The 19,291-nt window shown below is 63.5% G+C and carries 23 protein-coding genes; 12 read left to right on the plus strand and 11 right to left on the minus strand.

Annotation, left to right across the window (positions count from 1 at the left end):
* Window positions 1–3: 3 nt before the first annotated feature.
* From ACHIRB_RS29230 to ACHIRB_RS29240, 3 genes are all read left to right on the plus strand, one after another.
* Complete coding sequence (locus tag ACHIRB_RS29230; RefSeq protein WP_395115572.1) at window positions 4–372, plus strand: BlaI/MecI/CopY family transcriptional regulator; 369 nt, start codon at window positions 4–6, stop codon at window positions 370–372.
* A 78-nt stretch (window positions 373–450) separates the two neighbouring features.
* Complete coding sequence (locus tag ACHIRB_RS29235) at window positions 451–873, plus strand: hypothetical protein (RefSeq protein ID WP_395124421.1); 423 nt, start codon at window positions 451–453, stop codon at window positions 871–873.
* Window positions 874–922: 49 nt separating this feature from the next.
* Window positions 923–1,609 carry a TetR/AcrR family transcriptional regulator gene (locus ACHIRB_RS29240; protein ID WP_395115574.1) on the plus strand — a complete coding sequence of 229 codons (687 nt, stop codon included), beginning with the start codon at window positions 923–925 and terminating at the stop codon, window positions 1,607–1,609.
* A 32-nt stretch (window positions 1,610–1,641) separates the two neighbouring features.
* On the opposite strand, the gene ACHIRB_RS29245 is transcribed toward ACHIRB_RS29240, so the two are convergent.
* Window positions 1,642–2,544, minus strand: a complete 903-nt coding sequence (locus ACHIRB_RS29245) for a diacylglycerol kinase catalytic domain-containing protein (RefSeq protein WP_395115575.1) — start codon at window positions 2,542–2,544, stop codon at window positions 1,642–1,644.
* Window position 2,545: 1 nt separating this feature from the next.
* Window positions 2,546–3,547, minus strand: a complete 1,002-nt coding sequence (locus tag ACHIRB_RS29250; protein ID WP_395115576.1) for an SPFH domain-containing protein — start codon at window positions 3,545–3,547, stop codon at window positions 2,546–2,548.
* Window positions 3,548–3,622: 75 nt separating this feature from the next.
* Here ACHIRB_RS29250 and ACHIRB_RS29255 point away from each other — a divergent pair, with 75 nt between their 5' ends.
* Window positions 3,623–4,321, plus strand: a complete 699-nt coding sequence (locus ACHIRB_RS29255; RefSeq protein ID WP_395115577.1) for an NUDIX hydrolase — start codon at window positions 3,623–3,625, stop codon at window positions 4,319–4,321.
* Window positions 4,322–4,330: 9 nt separating this feature from the next.
* Here the strand turns inward: ACHIRB_RS29255 and ACHIRB_RS29260 are convergent, their stop codons facing one another.
* Window positions 4,331–5,050 (minus strand): serine hydrolase, encoded by a 720-nt coding sequence (locus tag ACHIRB_RS29260; RefSeq protein WP_395115623.1) that lies wholly within the window; start codon window positions 5,048–5,050, stop codon window positions 4,331–4,333.
* A gap of 480 nt (window positions 5,051–5,530) precedes the next feature.
* Here ACHIRB_RS29260 and ACHIRB_RS29265 point away from each other — a divergent pair, with 480 nt between their 5' ends.
* A complete protein-coding gene (locus ACHIRB_RS29265; RefSeq protein WP_395124422.1) occupies window positions 5,531–6,022 on the plus strand; it encodes an alpha-isopropylmalate synthase regulatory domain-containing protein in 492 nt (163 codons plus the stop codon).
* Here ACHIRB_RS29265 and ACHIRB_RS29270 read toward each other — a convergent pair.
* Complete coding sequence (locus ACHIRB_RS29270) at window positions 6,014–7,690, minus strand: serine/threonine-protein kinase (protein WP_395124423.1); 1,677 nt, start codon at window positions 7,688–7,690, stop codon at window positions 6,014–6,016. The two genes, ACHIRB_RS29265 and ACHIRB_RS29270, sit on opposite strands and share 9 nt — an antisense overlap.
* A 110-nt stretch (window positions 7,691–7,800) precedes the next feature.
* Window positions 7,801–8,223 carry a MarR family winged helix-turn-helix transcriptional regulator gene (locus ACHIRB_RS29275; protein ID WP_395124424.1) on the minus strand — a complete coding sequence of 141 codons (423 nt, stop codon included), beginning with the start codon at window positions 8,221–8,223 and terminating at the stop codon, window positions 7,801–7,803.
* Between the two features lie 95 nt (window positions 8,224–8,318).
* On the opposite strand from ACHIRB_RS29275, the gene ACHIRB_RS29280 reads away from it, so the two are divergent.
* A complete protein-coding gene (locus ACHIRB_RS29280; protein WP_395124437.1) occupies window positions 8,319–10,103 on the plus strand; it encodes an ABC transporter ATP-binding protein in 1,785 nt (594 codons plus the stop codon).
* Between the two features lie 11 nt (window positions 10,104–10,114).
* Here ACHIRB_RS29280 and ACHIRB_RS29285 read toward each other — a convergent pair whose 3' ends face one another.
* Window positions 10,115–10,504 carry a DUF1761 domain-containing protein gene (locus ACHIRB_RS29285; protein ID WP_199701940.1) on the minus strand — a complete coding sequence of 130 codons (390 nt, stop codon included), beginning with the start codon at window positions 10,502–10,504 and terminating at the stop codon, window positions 10,115–10,117.
* A gap of 126 nt (window positions 10,505–10,630) precedes the next feature.
* Here ACHIRB_RS29285 and ACHIRB_RS29290 point away from each other — a divergent pair, with 126 nt between their 5' ends.
* Both ACHIRB_RS29290 and ACHIRB_RS29295 read left to right on the plus strand, forming a co-directional pair.
* Window positions 10,631–10,987 carry an ArsR/SmtB family transcription factor gene (locus ACHIRB_RS29290; protein ID WP_395124438.1) on the plus strand — a complete coding sequence of 119 codons (357 nt, stop codon included), beginning with the start codon at window positions 10,631–10,633 and terminating at the stop codon, window positions 10,985–10,987.
* Window positions 10,984–11,625, plus strand: a complete 642-nt coding sequence (locus tag ACHIRB_RS29295) for an SRPBCC family protein (RefSeq protein ID WP_395124425.1) — start codon at window positions 10,984–10,986, stop codon at window positions 11,623–11,625. The genes ACHIRB_RS29290 and ACHIRB_RS29295 overlap by 4 nt, the downstream gene beginning before the upstream one ends.
* Window positions 11,626–11,636: 11 nt before the next feature.
* Here the strand turns inward: ACHIRB_RS29295 and ACHIRB_RS29300 are convergent, their stop codons facing one another.
* Complete coding sequence (locus ACHIRB_RS29300; protein WP_199701936.1) at window positions 11,637–11,960, minus strand: AzlD domain-containing protein; 324 nt, start codon at window positions 11,958–11,960, stop codon at window positions 11,637–11,639.
* The gene (locus tag ACHIRB_RS29305; protein ID WP_395124426.1) at window positions 11,957–12,640 is read right to left on the minus strand and encodes an AzlC family ABC transporter permease; all 684 of its coding nucleotides are present in this window, start codon (window positions 12,638–12,640) and stop codon (window positions 11,957–11,959) included. Before ACHIRB_RS29305 ends, ACHIRB_RS29300 begins: the two co-directional genes overlap by 4 nt.
* Before the next feature lie 53 nt (window positions 12,641–12,693).
* On the opposite strand from ACHIRB_RS29305, the gene ACHIRB_RS29310 reads away from it, so the two are divergent.
* Window positions 12,694–13,254, plus strand: coding sequence for a helix-turn-helix domain-containing protein (locus ACHIRB_RS29310; RefSeq protein ID WP_395124427.1), 561 nt, complete (start codon window positions 12,694–12,696; stop codon window positions 13,252–13,254).
* Window positions 13,255–13,290: 36 nt separating this feature from the next.
* Here ACHIRB_RS29310 and ACHIRB_RS29315 read toward each other — a convergent pair whose 3' ends face one another.
* The 3 genes from ACHIRB_RS29315 to ACHIRB_RS29325 form a co-directional block, all read right to left on the minus strand.
* On the minus strand, window positions 13,291–14,556 hold the full coding sequence (locus ACHIRB_RS29315; RefSeq protein WP_395124428.1) for an RNA polymerase sigma factor: 1,266 nt from the start codon (window positions 14,554–14,556) through the stop codon (window positions 13,291–13,293).
* Complete coding sequence (locus ACHIRB_RS29320) at window positions 14,543–14,890, minus strand: YciI family protein (protein ID WP_199701924.1); 348 nt, start codon at window positions 14,888–14,890, stop codon at window positions 14,543–14,545. Before ACHIRB_RS29320 ends, ACHIRB_RS29315 begins: the two co-directional genes overlap by 14 nt.
* A gap of 152 nt (window positions 14,891–15,042) precedes the next feature.
* On the minus strand, window positions 15,043–15,714 hold the full coding sequence (locus ACHIRB_RS29325; protein ID WP_395124429.1) for a TetR/AcrR family transcriptional regulator: 672 nt from the start codon (window positions 15,712–15,714) through the stop codon (window positions 15,043–15,045).
* Between the two features lie 91 nt (window positions 15,715–15,805).
* Here ACHIRB_RS29325 and ACHIRB_RS29330 point away from each other — a divergent pair, with 91 nt between their 5' ends.
* From ACHIRB_RS29330 to ACHIRB_RS29340, 3 genes are all read left to right on the plus strand, one after another.
* Window positions 15,806–17,401: a succinic semialdehyde dehydrogenase gene (locus ACHIRB_RS29330; protein WP_395124430.1), complete on the plus strand. Its 1,596-nt coding sequence runs from the start codon at window positions 15,806–15,808 to the stop codon at window positions 17,399–17,401.
* 50 nt (window positions 17,402–17,451) lie between these two features.
* Complete coding sequence (locus tag ACHIRB_RS29335; RefSeq protein WP_395124431.1) at window positions 17,452–18,279, plus strand: SDR family oxidoreductase; 828 nt, start codon at window positions 17,452–17,454, stop codon at window positions 18,277–18,279.
* A 124-nt stretch (window positions 18,280–18,403) separates the two neighbouring features.
* On the plus strand, window positions 18,404–19,162 hold the full coding sequence (locus tag ACHIRB_RS29340; RefSeq protein WP_395124439.1) for an ArsR/SmtB family transcription factor: 759 nt from the start codon (window positions 18,404–18,406) through the stop codon (window positions 19,160–19,162).
* Window positions 19,163–19,291: the final 129 nt, after the last annotated feature.

Here is a 19,291-nt window from a genome sequence, read left to right on the forward strand (position 1 = left end):
GAAATGAAAGATCTCGGAGAACTAGAAGCCGAGGTGATGGACAGATTGTGGGCGGCAACGGAGTACCTCTCCGTCCGCGATCTCGTCGACCGTCTCGGTGAGTCCAAGCGCCTTGCCTATACAACCGTTCTCACAGTCGTCACCCACCTGCACGAAAAGGGTTGGGTCGAGCGCGAGAAGCGGCAGCGTGCGTACTACTACCAACCCTCTCGCAGTCGGCGCGAAGCCGTTGCTGCTTCGATCCGCGAACTCCTGATGCAGAGTCCCGACGCCCTCGGGGCGTTGGAAGCGTTCGCTGCCACGTTGTCGAAAGCCGAGTACGACGCAGTGCAGCGCGGCTGGGACCGGCGAGGCGACCAGCCGGCGTCCTAGGAAATCTGCATACTTGAACATGTTCAAATAGCTGCTACGCTAATTGAACATGTTCAAGTTGCGTTCGAAGGAGATCCGATGGACACCATCACCATCACCTATGCCGTCTACGTCGCTGTCAGTGCTGCGCTGACGTTCTTCGTCGCGCGCCTGCTCTACCGCAACGGGGGATCGTTCCTCGTCAAGGCATTCGACGGTGACGAAGAAACAGCAGCCGCCGTCAACCATCTGCTTGTCGTCGGGTTCTGGTTGATCAACGTCGGCTACATAGCCCTTGTGCTTCGCATCGACGGTGACGTCACCACCGCGCGAGCGGCGTTCGAAGCACTGGCAGGCAAGCTCGGCGCAGTTACTCTCGGCCTCGGTGTGCTGCATTTCAGCAACCTCGTCGTGTTGGCACGGCTGCGCCGCGGTCGCAAGCTGCCTCAGGAACCGCAATACCTGCAGCGGCCGATGGTCCCCGTGTCGTATGCGCCCGTACCGCCCGCGCCTGCGCGCTGAACCAGCGCGGTGCCACGGTGACGCGGTGATGTCGGGGCAAGATGTGGGTGTGACCAACCCGGCCGAACCGTCCACCGCTCGTGGTGAAGAAACCCGACAGCGGATCGTCGACGTAGCCCTTCGCCTGTTCGAGGAGAAGGGCTACGCCAAGACGACGATGCGAGCGGTCGCGTCGGAAGCAGGCGTCAGCCTCGGCAACGCCTACTACTACTTCTCGTCCAAGGACCAATTGGTCCAGGGCTTCTACGTCCGGATGCAGAATCTGCACGAAGAGGCTGTGCGCGGTCGTCTCGGGCCGACGACCTCACTGGCTCAGCGGTGGCTACTCACCGAGAACCTGTTTCTCGACGTCGCCGAGCCGTATCACCAGTTCGCAGGCAAGTTCTTCGCCATCGCCGCCGAACCGACCAGCCCGCTGAGTCCGTTCAGCGAGGAGAGTCGAGAGGCCCGCGAAGCCTCGACCGCGATCATGCGCAGTGTCGTCGAGGGCAGTGTCATCAAAGCGGACAAAAGGCTTCTTACCGAGCTGCCCGAGTTGCTGTGGCTCGCGCACATGGGCGTCGTGCTGTTCTGGGTCCACGACTCCAGTCCAGGGCAAGCCCGAACCAGGCTCCTCGTCCGGCGCGTAGCCCCGCTGCTCGAGCGGATCATCTCGTTGTCTCGACTGCCGGTCCTGCGCTCCAATCTGCACCAGTTGCTCGATCTGATTGCCGACCTGGGCCCCTCGGGCTCGTGAGTCCTTTCGGAGGTTCCGCCCTCCGAAAAGACTCACGAGCGGCGTAGCCGCCCAACGATTTTCAGCCGATTCGCTGCGGTGGACACAACGACATGTTGACCCCATGACACGGTGAGGGTGTCCGATTCGATGCCGTCGCCGAACAACACCAGATCGGACTCGGCCACTATCGTCAACTCCTCGCCCGTGCTGAGCAGGCCTTCGGTCAGATCGGCGCCGGTTGCGGGGGAGGGCCACGCCTCCCGCGCGAACCAGCACAGCGTTTCGGCCTCGGGTGCAGGCAAGTGCAACGAGCTGCCCCGCTCCAACCACACGGATCGGCACCAGCCCGTCGCACCGGTGCCCGATCCGACAAGGACGCCCGACGACGAGTGACGTTCTTCGCGACCGTCCGGAGTGCGAAGGCGGTAGCGCGCCGATTGATGCGACGGATGCCCGACGTAGATCTCGTTGAGTGCGCGCAACGATTGCCCGTCGTCCAGCCGTGCCTGAACCATGGTCAGCCCTGTTGAGTTCGCCGGATCTGCAGCTGCAGCAAGGGCTTTTCGAACATCGCCCGGCTGGTGAGCGACGAGAACACCGGGATTACGCTCGCGATCCGGGTTGACGCCGACGACGGGCTGGGCGTCGAGATACTTGGCGACGTTCGCGACCAGCCCGTCCTGTCCGACGGCGACAACAACGTCCTCGGGGCCGAATACGAAGCGGCTCAGATCTTTACGCTCGACCTGCCCGCGTCGCCAGTCGATCGGCACCGCGGACGACACACGTGCGAGCGCCGAGTGGGTCGCGTTGTGCCGTGCTTCGACCTCGTCGAGCGTTCTGCCGCGCGTCTCGAGAAAGAACGCGGCCTGTGCCCTCGTCCCGTGGCTGCTGAGCAGTTCGTCGAATTCGGTTGTGCGGTAGACGATCACCGCCCGCGGAGGCAGTGTCATGTCAGGTCCCCGCTGTGGTGAGACGAGTCAGCAGCTGAGTAACGAGATCCGGTGTGACGTTGACAGTGCCGATTTCCGGCAGATTGCCGGCCAGCTTCTCCATTGCCAGAGCAAGGAGGATGTGCGTGTCGACATCGCGATAGGCGGCCAACCTTGCCGTTTCGATGTCTGCTGCCGCAAGTCCGACAACTCGGGTCGAGTCTGCCTCGGCGTCGGCGAGCAGTCGTTGCTGCGCGGCTTTCGCTTCGGTGTGAACCTGGTTCGCGGCAACAGCTTCCGTTGCGCGTCTGCGCTCGTTCTGCCCCTTCTGCGCAACCAGTTGCTCTTCGCGTCTGGCGAGTTCGATCTGATTCTGCAACTCGTTCTCCGCGATGGCACGTTCACGTTCGACCGCAAGGGCGCGCCGTTCGAAGGTTGCCTTGTCGGAGTCCTGCTGCACCTGCTCGCGCATCGGAGTCTGCAGCGCGCGTTCGACATCGGGTTCGGCGCGCACCGCGACGACGCGAATGTCGATGATCGACAAGCCCGTGTCGACGATGCGCTGATCGTTGCCGAGTCCGCCGGCAACCCGTTCCCTGACCGACGCCATTCCTTCCGCGAGCGCCTGCGGCAACGTCATCCGCGCTACGAGATCGAGAGCATGCTGCTGCGCCAGTTCGGTCAGCAGACCGCCGACCTGTTCGAGCGGGCGTGCACGCCATGCGCCGGTGTCGGGGTCGATGCTGAAATCGATTCTGGCAGCGGCGATTGCGGGATCTGCCACCCGGTAGGTGATGGTGGCTTGCACGGTGATGTCCTGGAAGTCGACGGTGCGCGCGTGAAACAGCAGCGGTTGTTCGCGGTCGTCGACGGGAATCTCGCTCAAGGCCGCGTTGAGCGGCCGGAACCAGAAGGCCTGCCCAGTCCCGTCGTGCGCGAGTCGCGCCCTGTTCAGGTGGCGGATGTGTGCGGTCGGGTTCGCCCGCAGGTGTCGCAGGAACCAGAACTTCGTGATGTCGGCCATGACTTACTCCTTGTCGTCAAACTGACGATAACTGACTTCGTGACTTATCGTCAAGTCGACGATTAGGATGTGGCTGTGTCCAATCGATTGCGTCCGACCGCAGCTGTAGCCGTCGACCTCGTTGTCCTGACGATCGAGCAGAACCGACTCGTTGTGCTCGCAGTTCGTAGGGGAGTGGAGCCCTTTCAAGGGAGGCGAGCATTGCCCGGCGGCTTCGTACTCGACGACGAAGATCTGCTGCAGGCCGCGGCGCGCGAGCTGGAGGAAGAGACCGGTGTGCGCTCCTCCGACGTTCACCTCGAGCAGTTGGGTACTTACGGCGCGCCCGACCGCGACCCGCGTGGGCGGGTCGTTACGACCGCATACCTAGCGCTGACGCCGACCCTGGTTGATCCGGTCGCCGGAAGTGATGCTGCCGCAGTCGAATTGCTGGCCGTTTCCGATGTGCTCGCCCAGCCCGACGCGTTGGCGTTCGATCACCATCGCATTCTCACGGACGGCGTCGAGCGAGCCCGCAACAAGCTGGAGTACACGCCACTGGCCGCGGCCTTCTGCGCTGCGGAGTTCACGATCGCGGAGCTACGACGGGTGTACGAAACGGTATGGGGCACAACGCTCGACCCGCGCAACTTTCACCGCAAAGTCACAACGACAGCGGGGTTCGTCGAACCGAGCGGTTCGACGACGACACGTGACGGCGGTCGGCCTGCGCAGCTCTACGTACGCGGCGACGCGCGGACCCTGCATCCGGCGATGCTGCGGCCACGGGGCTGACCGAAACCGTCAAGCCCTGCCGCCGAACAACAACTGGGCGACACGCGAATCCGTCTCGGTTCCGTCGTCGAAGCTGCCTTCGCCGTTGAGCGAGTTCATGATTGCCAGGGTGTACCGCTGGCCGGGTCCCGCGAATCCGACGGAGTTTATGACCCAACCGGTCGATTCCTCCGACCACCCGTCCTTGTTGCCCGGCGCCGCGGCGGGACCCGCACCCCAGACGCCCCATTGCTGATTCGGGTCGACCCGTTGCATTTCGCCGACGATGTACGCGGTGTCGGCCGGGTCCATGCGGGTGAGGACGTAGTTGATGAGGCGATCCAGGTCTTCCGGAGTGCACTGCTGGAAGCCCCAGTAAGGGAAGTATTCGATGAAGCCGTCGTAGGGGACCAGATCGACCATTCCGTAGGTCGGAAAGTTGTTGTTGAAGGTGAGGTGATCATCGCCTGCGTAGCGAAACCACAGGCCGTCGGCGGCCTCGTCGTCCGATGAATGCAGCATCTGTTGGATCTCGTCGCGATCTTCGTCGGTCAGCGTGATGGAACCTGCACGATTGCGAGTGAGCAGGTCGACGACCATGGCCAGCTTGATCGTGGATGCGGTCCAGACGGGTGTATCGGCACCGTCGTTGCGGTAGGACGCTCCGGTCACCCGATCTCCGACGACGTAGCCGACCGTGCCCGGACGGGTCGCGATGTAGGCGTTTGCGGCTGAAATCCGTTGCTGCATATCGCAATCGAGCTTCGCCGCCGATGCGAGGCAGGGTGCGGGAGCGGCTACAGGACCGCCGGGTGGGGGCGGTGGAGCGGCCTCGGTCGGCGGTGGTGGCGTCGTAGGTGCCGGGTCCGACGTGGTCGGCGTCGGCGCCGCAGCGGAGGCAGAAGTCGAAGGAAGAGACGTTGCAGGTAGAGACGTCGTAGCCGCGTCCTCGCGGGTCGGGATCGTGCAACCGCTGACGCCCAACACAGTGAGGAGCGCAACTGCACAGAGCAGCCACCGAGGCGTCGACATGCTTTCTAGTTAGCCAGCGGCACACTCGGGGGACCGCCACGGTGCGGTTGCGTGTCGGCCGTGGCTTCTCTACTGTCTTCGGTTATGAAGCGCGTGCTCATAGTACACCGCCGTAGCGGGGTCTGATTCGGACCGACCCCCGCTGCGGGTCGTTGTGCTAACCACCCGGTCCTTCCTTCAGCTCGGAAGACCATCACGATGAGCACCATCACACGCTTTTCCACGGCATCCTCGGATCCGTTCACCGATCGTTTCGCCACCCCGATACCGCGTGCGCTTCGCGCCGAATCGGCAGGACTGACCTGGAACGACTTTCTCGAGCGCTACAGTCCGATCGCCGGTCGGCTTCGACTCTCCGCATGGACCGTCGCCCCCCGATCGACCGGACTGCGCGACTACGACGCGACGCTCGACATCGATGGCCGCAGCCGCAGCACGCGGGTCAGTGCTCCTGGCCCGATCGCGGCGTTGAGTTCGATCCTCTACGACGCCGGTTGTGGCGTCGAGGTGCTTTCTTTTCACCAGCAGAGCGTCGCGGAGGGTACGGCGACATTCGTCTATTGCGAACACAACGGCCGGCGGCACTGGGCGATGGCAATTGCCGCAGACGGTGTCGAGTCGGCGTTGCGCGCGATCATCGCAGGTGCGAATATCCTCGTCGCGAATCAGGGCTGCAGGCGGTCAGCGTGACGCGTACTCGACCATCGGCTCCGATGCCACAATCTCGCCGTTCTGAACGATCGTCAGCGACGACGAGTCGATTCGGTACTGCGTGCCGTCGGTCTTGTTGACGACGACGAAACCCGCGCCCACCTGCTGCGGATCGTCGAGCGCAATGCTGGCTCCATCGCTGGATCGAACGCCCTTGTAGTACATCCGGCCGACGCCGGTTCGGCAGACGACGACGGTCGAACTAGGGGTCCGGCCGATTGCCAAGGCTTGATTCCTATCGTTGCAGCGAGCGCCGGACACGTCGATGAAACCTTGCTCGTCCGCTCCCGAGACCGAGCCCGAGAGCGGCCGCAACGCTTGTGTCGCCGGGGTCGGGTTCGTCCGCGGCGCGGTGGTAGTCGGCCGATCGGTCGAATCGGGTTGCGTCGCAAGCTCGGTCGTCTCTGACGGGGGAGTGACGGCACTGGTATCCGACGTCGCGCTGTCGTCCTTGGCCGTTTGCATCACTGCGAACCACGCTCCTACGCTGAGCAGGGCCAGGACCGCGACCGCGAGAAGAGTGAGCAGCACCGGCCGGATGTTGGAGTTGCGCGACGGTGGCACCGGTGGTGGTGGCGGGTACGACGTCATGGGATTCGACATCATCGGACTCGACGCGGGTCCATAGTTCTGCGGCGTCTGCGTAGGCCAGAACTGTTGCGGTGCAGGAGTGTTCACCCGAGTCGGGGGTGTCGGGTCGGGTCGGGGGGCAGGTCGCGGCGCAGGTCGAGAGGTCCGCGTGCGGTTGTCGGTGAAGTTGACGGTGGTTGCGTCACCGGATCGATCGACGATTTCGCTGGCGGTGTGCCGATCGGGGTTGCTCAATGCGTCGTAGGCGGCACGGGACAGTTCGCCTGCGCTGCGGTACCGGTCGATCGGTTCCTTCGCCATTCCGCGCGCGATCACGTCGTCGAAGGCGATCGGGATTCCCGTCCGCGCCCGGCTCGGCACGGGAGGTCGGCCCACGACGTGCGCTCTGATCAGCTGATTGACGCTCGTTCCGCCGAAAGCCTTCGAACCGGTGAGACATTCGTAGAGCACACATGCCAACGAGTACACGTCGGCGCCGCCGGTGGTCGGGACGTCGTCGAAACGCTCGGGCGCCATGTAGGCATACGAGCCGATGGTCTCGCCGAGGGACGTGAGCTTGGAATCGTTGTCGGAGCGGACGATTCCGAAGTCGACGAGATAGGCGAAGTCGTCGCCGGTGATGAGGATGTTCTCGGGCTTCACGTCGCGATGAATCAGGTTGTCCGCGTGGGCCGCATCCAGTGCTGCGGCGATCTGGCCGACGATCGCGACGGCACGCGCAGGCGAAAGGGGTCCGGTCTGCCGCAGGAGCGACCGCAGATCCTGACCGCGCACCAACCGCATGTCGATGTAGAGGACGCCGTCGATCTCGCCCCAGTCGTGAATTGGGATGACGTGTGGTTCCTGCAACCGAGCAGCCGAATGTGATTCGCGGCGGAACCGCTCCTGATACGTCGGATCTTTGCCAAGGTCTTCGAACAGGATCTTCACTGCGACGGTGCGATCTTTCACCGTGTCGTACGCCTCGTAGACCTCGCCCATCCCGCCCTTGCCGAGCAGTGTCCGCAGTTCGTACGGACCGAACCGTGAGCCGACGCGTGACTCCCGTGAGCCCATTCTCCCAAGCCTCCTCCGAAACGTCACAAGCATCGCCGTCTCGTCGACGGGATGATCTGTCGGTCAACCGTATCGTCGGCACCCGCGCCGCACCGACCGGCAGACACGGGCTAGTGCAGCAGCTTTCCGAGGATGCGGGTCAGGTGCTCGCGATCCGACTCGTCGAGAGCGCCGAAGAACGCCTCTGCCTCGGCGTCTCGTGCGTCCTGAATTGCCGCTGCCGTGCTGGTTCCTGCGGGGGCGGTCAGCGCTACCAGTGTGGCCCGTCGGTCCGCGGGGTCCTGCACCCGTTCGACGAGGCCGCGGTCTTCCAATGCGTCGACGACCTCGGTCGTCGAGCGTGATGCGATATGTAGGTGATCGGTGAGGTCGCGCAGTCGCATCGTCCCGTGCCGCGCCAACACGCCGAGCGCGCGGGCCTGCGACGGCGCGATGTCCCACGGTGCCAACGTTTCACGCCAGGCATGCCGCAGCCGGCGGGTGACACCCCAGAACAATTCCGACAGTGCTGGTTTGCCACGGTCTTCGGCCATGGGGAATAGCGTAACAAAATTTGCTGTTGTTCCCTCATGTTGAGGTAACCTCAGCATATCTTCTTCGAAAGGGGTGGAACTTGGACACGGACATAATGCAATCCGGTGGCCCCGGTCGGCGCAGAACTGTCAGCGCCGACGAAAAGCAGCAGGCGCGCGACGTATCGCTGCGCCGAATCTGGAGACTTTTCGTTCCCTACCGATGGTCGCTCGGCGTCGTCGTCGGCATCATCGTCGCGTCGTCGATCGTCGCGATGGCCTCACCGTTCCTGTTGCGCGCCGTCATCGATCAAGCGCTGCCGAAACAGAACGTTCCGCTGTTGACCTGGCTGGTGGCCGGAATGGTGGCCGTTGCTGCAGTGACGTCGGTCCTCGGTGTCGTGCAGACCTGGATCAGCACGAAGATCGGTCAACAGGTGATGCACGCCCTACGGACAGATGTATTCGCGCACCTGCAGCGCCAGTCGATCGCCTTCTTCACCCGCACCCGGACCGGTGAGGTCCAATCACGAATCACCAACGACATCGGCGGCATGCAATCGGTGGTGACGTCGACGGCAAGTTCGGTCGCGTCCAATCTGACGACGGCCATTGCCACCGCCGTCGCGATGGCCGCACTGTCCTGGCGGATGTCGCTCATCTCTCTGGTCGTCATGCCGCCGGCGATCTACCTGACGCGCAAGGTCGCACAGATGCGTCGCGACATCACGGCCGCGCGCCAGCGTGAACTGTCCGACCTCAACGTGACGATCGAGGAGGGACTGTCGATCAGCGGGGTGCAGCTGAGCAAGACGATGGGAACTGCAGGCACACTCATCGATCGCTTCACGGCATCGTCGACTCGCCTGATCGATCTCGAACTGCGCTCGGAACTGGCCGGACGATGGCGAATGGCGTCGATGAGCATCATCTTCGCGGCCATTCCCGCGATCATCTACCTCGGCGCGGGGCTGCCGATGACCGCAGGCACGATGACGATCGGTACCTTGGTCGCCTTCACGGCACTGCAGGCAGGACTCTTCCGACCACTGATGGGTCTGTTGAATGTCGGTGTGGCACTGACCAGCTCACTCGCTTTGTTCGCACGGATCTTCGAGTACCTCGACCTGCCCATCGACGTGGACGATCCGGCCGATCCCGTTGTTGTCGACCCGGCTCGAGTGTCGGGTCACGTTCGCATCGATGCGGTGACGTTCGCGTATCCGGGTAGCGACACGGCCGCACTGGTCGACGTCGACATCGACGTTCCGGCGGGCACCACACTCGCCATCGTCGGGGAGACCGGATCGGGCAAAAGTACCCTCGCCGCTTTGGTTGCACGCCTGTACGACCCTGCGAGTGGACGCGTGACGATCGACGGCGTCGACGTTCGCGACATGAAGCTGACCGATCTGTCCGCCATCGTCGGCGTGGTGAGCCAGGAAACTTATCTCCTGCACACAACGGTTCGCGAGAACCTGCGCTACGCGAAACCCGATGCAACCGACGAGCAGATCGAGGCAGCCGCCCGTGCTGCGCAACTGCACGACTTCATCGTCGATCTTCCGGACGGCTACGACACGATGGTCGGATCCCGGGGTCACAGGTTCTCCGGCGGCGTGCAGCAGCGCATCGCTATCGCGCGGACGCTGCTGCGAAATCCTCGGGTGCTCGTCCTCGACGAGGCGACGAGCGCGCTCGACACCGAGACCGAACGCGCCGTACAGCAGGCTTTCGACCGGTTGTCCCGCGGTCGGACGACGATCACCATCGCGCACCGGCTTTCGACCGTTCGCGACGCAGATCGTATAGTCGTTCTCGATCACGGCCGCATCGTCGAAACCGGTGATCACGACACTTTGATCGGTGCGAACGGCCGTTACGCGGCCTTCGCCGCGTAGTTCGACGGCCTTCAGGTCCACACGCCGACTATCACGCCGATGACCAGCAATTTGATCAGCCAGTCCCCGGCGTGAAGTGCGGCGAGTCGCCAGGATGTGTTCTCCCACAACATCGCGCCGCTCCACAGCATGGCGGGGAAGCCGACCCACAGCACCAGCCCGAACACCGCGCCGCGGTTCCAGGTATCGATCCCCATCTCGTGAGCGAGGTAGGCGATCACGTAGGCCAGCACGAGACTGCGGACGAATTCGACAGGCGGCTTCCATGCTGCCGGTGCAACGTCGGCGGCCGCGGGACTTGCCTGCTGCCATACCTTCGCCAACACGGCGTAGTACACCGATGCCAAGACGAATACGACTGCAGCGGATACGAGTACAGCCCAATAGTTGACGTCGGTCATGTCGAGATCTCCTTCGTGGTCGGCGCCTTGCTTGTTCGGAGGGGACGTCGAGACGATGCGACGTAGCTCGACATCCTTTGATTATCATTCTTGACTTATATAAGACGATACTGATACAACATGGTTGTGCACGCATTCGACATCCTCGGCGATCCCGTTCGGCGCAGGATTCTCGAACTGCTTGCCGACGGCGAGGCGACATCGGGTGCGATTTCCGATGCTGTGCGTGCCGAGTTCGGTATCAGTCAGCCTGCAGTATCTCAACACCTGAAGGTGTTGCGCGAGGCCGGATTCGCGACCGTACGTGCAGTGGGCACACGGCGGATCTACGCCGTCGATGCCGGTCCGATGCGCGACGTCGATGCCTGGCTCGACCGCTTTCGCGGCTTCTGGACACCCCGGCTCGACGCGTTGGGTACCGAACTCGCGCGCGGTAAACGTGGACGACGACTTCGTGATTCTCGAGGAGAGGACATCTCATGATCGACGTGACCCACCAGATCAGCGCCGTACAACGTCGCGTAGGCGCTCGAACACTCGAGGCGGGGGAGGCGCGAGTAACGGCGATCAGTCAGGTCTACGACGCGACCGTCGACGACGTATGGGACGCATGTACCAACGTGGAGCGGATACCGCGATGGTTCCTGCCGATCACGGGAGACCTGGTGCAGGGAGGTAGGTACCAACTCGAGGGCAATGCGAGCGGAACGATCCAAACCTGTACGCCGCCCACCGGATTCAGCGCAACCTGGGAATACGGTGGCGACGTCAGCTGGATCGAAGTGCGACTGAGCCCCGAAAGCAGCGAACGGACCCGGTTCGAGCTCGAGCACATCGCTCACGTCGGCGACGACATCTGGGCGCAGTTCGGCCCGTCGGCGGTCGGAATCGGTTGGGACCTCAGCCTGCTTGGGTTGGCAGGCCATCTGCATCCGGGGGCCGCAGTCTTGCCGAGCGAGAGCGCGGAGTGGCTCGCGACGGCAGAGGGGCTGCGATTCATGACACTCAGCAATCAGGATTGGTATCAGGCGAACGTCGCGGCTGGTACTCCGGAAGACGTTGCGGCGCTCGCAGCCGAGCGGGCGCTCGCGGCGTATACCGCGGGCGAGGATCCAGCGTGACGTCCGTGATGTCAGGGTATGCCGACTAGTCGCAACCCCGCGGCCGTCGCGGCGGCAGCAATCACGACTAGCACGAAAGGTGCTTTGCGCCAAGCAAGTACGCCGCCCACGGCGACTCCGGCCGGCCGCGCGATACCGACGAAGTCGTGACCGTCGACGAGGGCGGCTGTTGCGACGAGTGCGGTCAGCAGTACCACGGCCGCGGTCGCCATCAACTTTTCGCTACTCGGTGAAATGCGCACACGCGACCGCAGCGCCGGCCCGGCGAATCGAAAGCCGAAAGTCCCTGCGCCCAAGACGAACGTGGCGGCGATCAGGGAAGTCGAGCTGGTCATGACACAGTCTTTCGTTGGGTCGAGTATCCGACGAGTACACCTGCGAGCGCCAGCAGAACCGGAACGCCGGCTGGTAGGAAGGGTGTTGTCGCGAGGGCGATCACGCCGCCCGCAAGCGCGGCACGTCGCGTAGCAGGATCGCGCAACGACGGCAGGATCAGCGCAAGCAGCACGGCGGGGAAGGCGGCGTCGAGACCGAACGCGTCGGTGTCTCCGACCGCGGATCCGCCGATTGCACCGGCAACGACTCCGAGGTTCCAGCAGATGAAGAGCCCGATACCGGTCAGCCAGTAGGTTGCTCTGCGCTTGGCGCGGTCTCGTTGGGCAAGAGTGAACGCCACCGACTCGTCGATCATCAAGTGCGCGCCGACAACTTTCTCCGCCCACCGATCCCCGATCACGTCGCCGATGGCGAACCCGAAAGGTATGTGCCGTGCGTTGACCAGCAGTCCCGCTGCGACAGCGGCGATCGGATTGCCTCCCGCAGCGACCATTCCGATGAACATAAACTGCGCGGCGCCGGCGAACACGACGACCGACAGCAGCATCGGCAGCCAGATCGGGAATCCTGCACCGACGGCGATTGCACCGAACGAGATGCCGACGATGCCGTCTGCGAGGCACACCAGGCCGACGTCGCGGGCTTGGTTTCTATCCAATGTTCGCCATATCGAACGCATAGCTGTATATATTGAACACGGAGAAGGTGTTCGTCAACCCGCAAAGGACTGTCATGGATCGCAACGGTGGTGCGCCCCTCGCTGTCATTGCAGCGTCGCTGCAGCGGGAACGCAAACGCGCCGGGCTCTCGCTCGCCGAAGTTGCACGTCGGGCTGGAATCGCGAAATCGACGCTGTCGCAACTGGAGTCGGGCACAGGCAATCCCAGTGTCGAAACCCTGTGGGCGTTGAGCGTGACGTTGGACGTCCCATTCGCGCGGTTGGTCGAACCACCGACTCCGAGAGTTCAGGTGATTCGCGCGGGGGAGGGGCCCGCAGTCGCGTCGGAACAGTCCGACTACATCGCGACGCTTCTAGCCTCGTGCCCGCCGAACGCCCGCCGAGACCTGTATCTGATCACCGCACAACCTGGTACGCCCCGTGAGTCGGATCCGCACATGCCCGGCGTGGTCGAGCATGTCGTCATCAGCAGCGGACGCGCCCTTGTCGGTCCTGCTACCGACCCGATCGAACTCGGTCCCGGTGACTACATCGCCTACCCCGGCGACTTGGCCCACGTGTTCAAGGCACTGGAATCCGATACCGTCGCCGTGATGATCTCGGAGCACGTCTGAACGATGCAGTCGTTTCGCCCGACTCGACACGACGTCTCATCGTGAGTCTCCATCGAGCAGAAGCGCGGCCCGCCGCTCGATCAGAAATTGTCTCTCGGACGAATTGGACACCCGCGCCAGCGCCGAATCATATTCGGCGGCAGCATCGTTCGTGCGGCCGAGGCGCACGAGCAACGCTGCACGAATCGAATGGAACAGATAGAAGTCGTCCAGGTCGAGCGCGTCGATCGACGCGAGCGCGACCTGCGGACCGTCCACCTCGGCGACGGCGACCGCACGATTCAACGCCACGACATCGTTGGGCGCGATGGCGAGCAGTTGGTCGTACAGCGCGACGATCTGCCACCAGTCCGTTCCAGCGGAGGACGGTGCGTCGGTGTGCACGGCGTTGATCGCAGCCTGAATCTGATACGGCCCCGGACTATTTCGCTGCAAGCAGGCGCGAACAAGGGCGTGACCCTCTTCGATCGACCGCGTGTTCCAGAGGGTGCGGTCTTGGTCGGCGAGCAGGACGATGGCGCCGTCGCCCGTCGTCCTGGCTGCCCTGCGGGCATCGATCAGCAACATCATCGCAAGGAGTCCGACGACCTCCGGCTCGTCGGGCAGCAGAGCCACGAGAACTCTACCGAGGCGGATCGCCTCGCCGCACAGGTCCGCCCTGACGAGTGAATCTCCCGAACTCGCCTTGAACCCCTCGTTGAAGACGAGGTAGACGACGGCCAGTACCGATCGCAGCCGGTCGTCGATGTCGGCCTCGTCGGGGATCCGAAAAGGGATCCTGGCATCTCGAATCTTGTTCTTGGCTCGCACGATTCGTTGCGCCATCGTCGATTCGGGAACAAGAAATGCTCGTGCGATCTCGGCTGTGCCGAGGCCGCAGAGCAACCGCAGGGTCAGTGCGACGCGAACATCGGGACCGAGCGCAGGGTGGCAGCAGGTGAAGATCAGTCGAAGCCTGTCGTCACCCACGGCACCCTCCTCAGCGGGTTCGTCATCGGCGTGAAGCAACGCCGCCTTCTCGTATCGATCCAGTCGTGACGATTCGCGACGCAAGCGGTCTATTGCGCTGTTGCGGGCGGTGGTGATGATCCATCCTGCGGGACTCGGCGGCAGACCTGTGGACGGCCAACGTCGAACCGCCGCGACGAACGCCTCCTGCACGGCTTCCTCGGCGATATCGATGTCTCCGAACGTGCCGACCAGAACCGAGACCGCTCGCCCGTGCTCGGCACGAAACACCGCCTCGATGTCGCGGTGTGACGCCACCGGCGCGGGCGTCTCGGCTGCGTCAGCGTTCGCCATGAAATGGCCGGACTTCGATGGGAAGCGTTGTCGCGGCGGCCAATTTGGTGGCCCAGCTCAAGGCTGCATCGAGATCGGGGGCATCGACGATAGTGAAACCGCCGAGGTGTTCTTTCCCCTCGACATAGGGTCCGTCGGTGATCAGTGGCCCCGACTCCTTGTGGCGCACTACCGTTGCCGACGCCGCCGGATGCAATCCGCCGGCGAACACCCACGATCCCGCAGCGCGCATCTCGTCGTTGAGGACGTCCAGCTTGCGTGAGATCTCGTCGAGCACTGCTGGGTCGGGTGTCGGTCCGTCGGGTTGATAGACGCTGAGTAGGTACTGAACCATGATCGCGATCCTCCTCCGTATGCCCGGCCCTGTGCCGGGTTCATCTTCTATACGAACGAGAATCGGCAAAATCGACACCAGGGCGCTACGCGCCTCGTGAGTCCTTTCGGAGGGCGGGCGCGCCGAAAGGACTCACGAGCGGCGGAGCCGCCTCAGTTCTCGGCGCGGAACACCCCGGGGACCGAGAGCGCGCGGAGCAGATCGTCGGGTTGGCCGAGGGTGGCGATCGCGATGCGAATCATCGTCGACCGCGCACGTTCCACCGTCTCGGGATCCGAATTGTCGGTGGTGGACACGCGATAGACCAGGTAGGCACACGAATTGAGCAGCGCGTCCAAGTCGAGCGGGTCGGGCAGCGGCCGACCGAGTTCGACGATCTTCTTGGTTACCAGTCGGCTGATGGTGTCGATAGCCACCTCTCGGTGTTGCGACACAGGGGAGGCGGCGTCGTACAACTCGCCGAACAGCGGGCGCAGCATCGGTCCGTGTGCGCGCGCCCAATCGAGGTACGCGTCGATGACCGAGATCGCCATAGCTACTTCGTTCTCGGCCGACTCGATTGCGAACGTAGCGCGATCGATCAACGCGTCGTCGGACTCCGACAGCAGCACGTGCAGCGGCTCCTCGGCGTTCGCGAAATAGCGGTAGAACGTCGGACGAGCGATCTGCGCCTGTTCGATGATCAGCGCGACGCTCGAACCGTGCGACCCGACCCGCGTGAACACCTCGCCGGTGGCAGCGACGATATGAGCTCGCACGCGTTCGGCTTCTTCGGCGGTCTGCGGCGGGCGCCCGCGACGAGCACCCGAAACCTTGACATCCATGGCACCTCCGTGATTAAACTAACATCACTGTTAGCTGAACAGCAATGTTCGGAAAATGAGCTGCACCACATGTCCAACGAAGGGCCTCGAATTGACCACCGTAATCCCACAGCCCGCCGGCACCGCTAGTTCGACCAGTTCGGAGCGGGCGCTTCCCGTCGAGCTGGTGAAGCGATTGGCGGCACGGGCCGTCGCAGGGGGTGCGCCCTCGGTAGAGGTTGCCGCACCGGCCACCGGTAGCAAGATCGTCGATCTTCCGCAGTCGTCGATCGAGGACATCGACAAGGCATTCGCAACCGCACGCATCGCGCAGCGGGAATGGGCTGCACGCCCGATCGGCGAGCGCACAGCGATCTTCAAGCGTTTCCACGATCTGATCCTCAGCGAGCAGTCCGAGATCCTCGATATCCTCCAGATCGAGACGGGCAAGGCACGCACGCACGCGTTCGACGAGGTCGGCGATGTTGCGATCAACGCGCGGTACTACGCCAACGCGTCGAAGTCGCTGCTCGAATCCCGTGGCCGCAACGGTCTCCTGCTGTTCCTCACGCAGGTCAACGAGATCAAGCGTCCCAAGGGTGTCGTCACCATCATCTCCCCGTGGAACTGCCCGCTCGCGCTCTCGGCGTCGGATGCGATTCCCGCGCTCATCGCAGGCAACGCAGTCATTTCGCGGCCCGACAACCAGACCGCACTGACCGCGCTGTGGGCCAACGAGCTTGCCGAGCGCGCTGGTCTTCCCGCCGGCGTATGGCAGGTCGTCCTCGGGCGCGGCTCCAACATCGGTGGCGAGCTGATTTCGCGCGCCGACTATGTCGACTACACAGGCTCGACGGCGACCGGACGCCATATCGCCGCACAGGCAGCAAGCCGACTCATCGGATACTCGCTCGAGCTCGGCGGCAAGAACCCGATGCTCGTTCTCGCCGATGCGGATATCAAGAAGTCGGCCGAAGGTGCCATCCGGGCATGCTTCAGCTCCGCCGGTCAGCTCTGCGAGTCGATGGAACGTATCTACGTCCACACCGAGGCCTACGACGCCTTCGTCAAGGCCTTCCTTGCCGAGGTTGCCAAGATGGAACTCGGTGCCGACCTCGCCTACAACAGCGACATGGGCTCGCTGACGTTCGATCGTCAGCTCACAGCGGTCAGCGCGCACGTCGAGGACGCTCGGGCAAAGGGCGCAACGGTCCTCGCGGGCGGCAAAGCACGCCCCGAGCTGGGGCCGTACTTCTACGAGCCGACCGTTCTTGCCGACGTCACGCCCGAGATGTCGGTCTACCGTGACGAGACGTTCGGTCCGGTTGTCTCGATCTATCGCGTCGACAGCGACGCCGAAGCTATCGAGCAGGCCAACGACACGTCCTACGGTCTCAACGCCTGCATCTTCACCCGCGACACATCGCGTGGACGCACGATCGCCGCGCAGCTCAACTCGGGCGCGGTGAACATCAACGAAGGCTTCATCGCAGCGTGGGGAAGCGTCGATGCACCATCCGGCGGCCTCGGCGATTCGGGCACGGGCCGTCGGCACGGGTCCGAAGGCATCCTCAAGTACGTCGACTCGCAGACGATCGCAGCGCAGCACCTACTTCCGGTTGCTCCGCTGCCCGGCATGTCGGACGAGACCTGGGCGTCGACGATGACATTCGCGTTGCGCGCCATGCGTTTCCTCGGCGTGAAATAGCATGACGCAGCAGACCAACCACCCCTCGTAAAACGATCGGATCCAAATAAATGAAGACTGTCGAAAACAAGACCGTGCTCGTCACCGGCGGTGCCATGGGACTCGGCAAACTGTTCGCAACGCGAGCAGTCGAAGAAAAGGCCGCAGCCGTCGTGCTGTGGGACATCAACGAAGAGGCTTTGAAGGCAACGGCTGCCGAACTCGAAGCTGCGGGCGGCACGATCCATACGTACAAGGTCGACGTATCGTCGGCCGACTCGATTGCCGAGGCGGCGAAGTCGGTACGTGAGAACGTCGGCACGGTCGACGTGTTGTTCAACAACGCGGGCATCGTGCGTGGCAACAAGTACTTCTGGGAGACCGAGAACCGCAAGGACATCGAGCAGACCGTTGCGATCAACTCGCTCGGGCCGATGTACGTTGCGCTCGAGTTCCTGCCCGGAATGATCGCGTCGGGTGCCGAGTCACGCGTCGTGAACATCGCGTCCTCTGCCGGGTTGGTCGCCAACCCGCGGATGGCCGTGTACGCGGCATCCAAGTGGGCGGCTGTCGGTTGGTCGGACTCGGTGCGCCTCGAACTCGAGCAGGCGGGCCACGACCACATCAGAATCACGACGGTCTGCCCGACCTACATCAACACCGGAATGTTCGACGGCACGAAGAAGATCTTCCTGACGCCGGTGTTGGAGCAGGAAGCTGTCGTCAACGACACCTGGACCGAGATGATCAAGGGTGGACCGTTCCTGATCCTCCCGTGGACCTCGCGCCTCAACAAGTTCCTCGGCGGAGTGCTGCCCGTGAGGCTGCGTGACGCGTTCCTCAGTGGTGTCGGCGTGTACAGCTCGATGGAGGACTTCAAGGGCCACGACAAGAAGTAGCCCAGCTCGATATTCGAAAAGAAGCGCCCGGCCAGCAGGCCGGGCGCTTTTTTCGTCTGTAGCGGGCCGACGCACGTAGACATGCAGGTAAAAACCTGCATATAGTGCAGTTGTGGGATCCGATATGGACGAGGTCTTCAAAGCGCTCGCAGACCGAACGCGCCGGGGATTGCTCGACCGTTTGCACGAACGGAACGGTCAGTCACTCGGGGAGCTGTGCGACGGACTGGGAATGGCAAGGCAGTCGGCGACGCAACATCTCGGCGTGCTGATTCAGGCCAACTTGATCAGCACGGTGCGGCGCGGCAGGGAAAAGCTGCACTACCTCAATCCTGTTCCGCTACAAGAGATTCAGGAACGTTGGATCGACAAGTTCGAGCAGCCGCGCCTGCGCCTGCTCGCCGGAATCAAACGAACAGCGGAGGAAGACATGGCAGACAGGCCGTCACACGTCTACGTGACTTACATCGAAAGCACACCCGAGGTGGTGTGGCGCGCGCTCACAGATGCAGATATCACCGCGCAGTATTGGGGGCACAGCAACGTCTCGGACTGGCAGGTCGGGTCGAGTTGGGAACATCGACGGATCGACGGTTCGGGCACGGTCGACGTCGTCGGAAAAATCGTCGAGAGCTCGCCGCCGAATCGGCTTGTCTTCACCTGGACCGACCCCGACAACCCAATCCCCGACACCACTTCGCGGGTCACCTTCGACATCCTGGGCCAGGATGCAATCGTGCGGCTCACCGTCACGCACGAGGACCTCGCAGATGCCGCTGACCGCGCCCGCGCCGCTGGCGGCTGGGCGGCAGTTCTTTCGAATCTGAAGTCGTTGCTCGAGACCGGACATCCACTGCCGAGAGAAGCGTGGAAGGTGTCCTGAGGCGTGGTCTCAGCCCGGGCGCCGAGCGTGCGCGCCACACCTCGTGAGTCTTTTCGGAGGGCCGACCCGCCGAAAAGACTGGCTCGAAAATGGGTAGGTGAGTGGGCAGGCGACAGCACCCGGCGCAGC

This window comes from Antrihabitans spumae (assembly GCF_043944905.1).
GTDB lineage: Bacteria > Actinomycetota > Actinomycetes > Mycobacteriales > Mycobacteriaceae > Antrihabitans > Antrihabitans spumae.

Coding starts and splice junctions, on each gene's coding strand:
- ACHIRB_RS29230 (WP_395115572.1), top strand. CDS start 4: ATGAAAGATCTCGGAGAACTAGAAGCCGAGGTGATGGACAGATTGTGG.
- ACHIRB_RS29235 (WP_395124421.1), top strand. CDS start 451: ATGGACACCATCACCATCACCTATGCCGTCTACGTCGCTGTCAGTGCT.
- ACHIRB_RS29245 (WP_395115575.1), bottom strand. CDS start 2,544: ATGACACTGCCTCCGCGGGCGGTGATCGTCTACCGCACAACCGAATTC.
- ACHIRB_RS29250 (WP_395115576.1), bottom strand. CDS start 3,547: ATGGCCGACATCACGAAGTTCTGGTTCCTGCGACACCTGCGGGCGAAC.
- ACHIRB_RS29260 (WP_395115623.1), bottom strand. CDS start 5,050: ATGCAGCAACGGATTTCAGCCGCAAACGCCTACATCGCGACCCGTCCG.
- ACHIRB_RS29265 (WP_395124422.1), top strand. CDS start 5,531: ATGAGCACCATCACACGCTTTTCCACGGCATCCTCGGATCCGTTCACC.
- ACHIRB_RS29270 (WP_395124423.1), bottom strand. CDS start 7,690: ATGGGCTCACGGGAGTCACGCGTCGGCTCACGGTTCGGTCCGTACGAA.
- ACHIRB_RS29275 (WP_395124424.1), bottom strand. CDS start 8,223: ATGGCCGAAGACCGTGGCAAACCAGCACTGTCGGAATTGTTCTGGGGT.
- ACHIRB_RS29280 (WP_395124437.1), top strand. CDS start 8,319: ATGCAATCCGGTGGCCCCGGTCGGCGCAGAACTGTCAGCGCCGACGAA.
- ACHIRB_RS29285 (WP_199701940.1), bottom strand. CDS start 10,504: ATGACCGACGTCAACTATTGGGCTGTACTCGTATCCGCTGCAGTCGTA.
- ACHIRB_RS29295 (WP_395124425.1), top strand. CDS start 10,984: ATGATCGACGTGACCCACCAGATCAGCGCCGTACAACGTCGCGTAGGC.
- ACHIRB_RS29300 (WP_199701936.1), bottom strand. CDS start 11,960: ATGACCAGCTCGACTTCCCTGATCGCCGCCACGTTCGTCTTGGGCGCA.
- ACHIRB_RS29305 (WP_395124426.1), bottom strand. CDS start 12,640: ATGCGTTCGATATGGCGAACATTGGATAGAAACCAAGCCCGCGACGTC.
- ACHIRB_RS29310 (WP_395124427.1), top strand. CDS start 12,694: ATGGATCGCAACGGTGGTGCGCCCCTCGCTGTCATTGCAGCGTCGCTG.
- ACHIRB_RS29315 (WP_395124428.1), bottom strand. CDS start 14,556: ATGGCGAACGCTGACGCAGCCGAGACGCCCGCGCCGGTGGCGTCACAC.
- ACHIRB_RS29320 (WP_199701924.1), bottom strand. CDS start 14,890: ATGGTTCAGTACCTACTCAGCGTCTATCAACCCGACGGACCGACACCC.
- ACHIRB_RS29325 (WP_395124429.1), bottom strand. CDS start 15,714: ATGGATGTCAAGGTTTCGGGTGCTCGTCGCGGGCGCCCGCCGCAGACC.
- ACHIRB_RS29335 (WP_395124431.1), top strand. CDS start 17,452: ATGAAGACTGTCGAAAACAAGACCGTGCTCGTCACCGGCGGTGCCATG.
- ACHIRB_RS29340 (WP_395124439.1), top strand. CDS start 18,404: ATGGACGAGGTCTTCAAAGCGCTCGCAGACCGAACGCGCCGGGGATTG.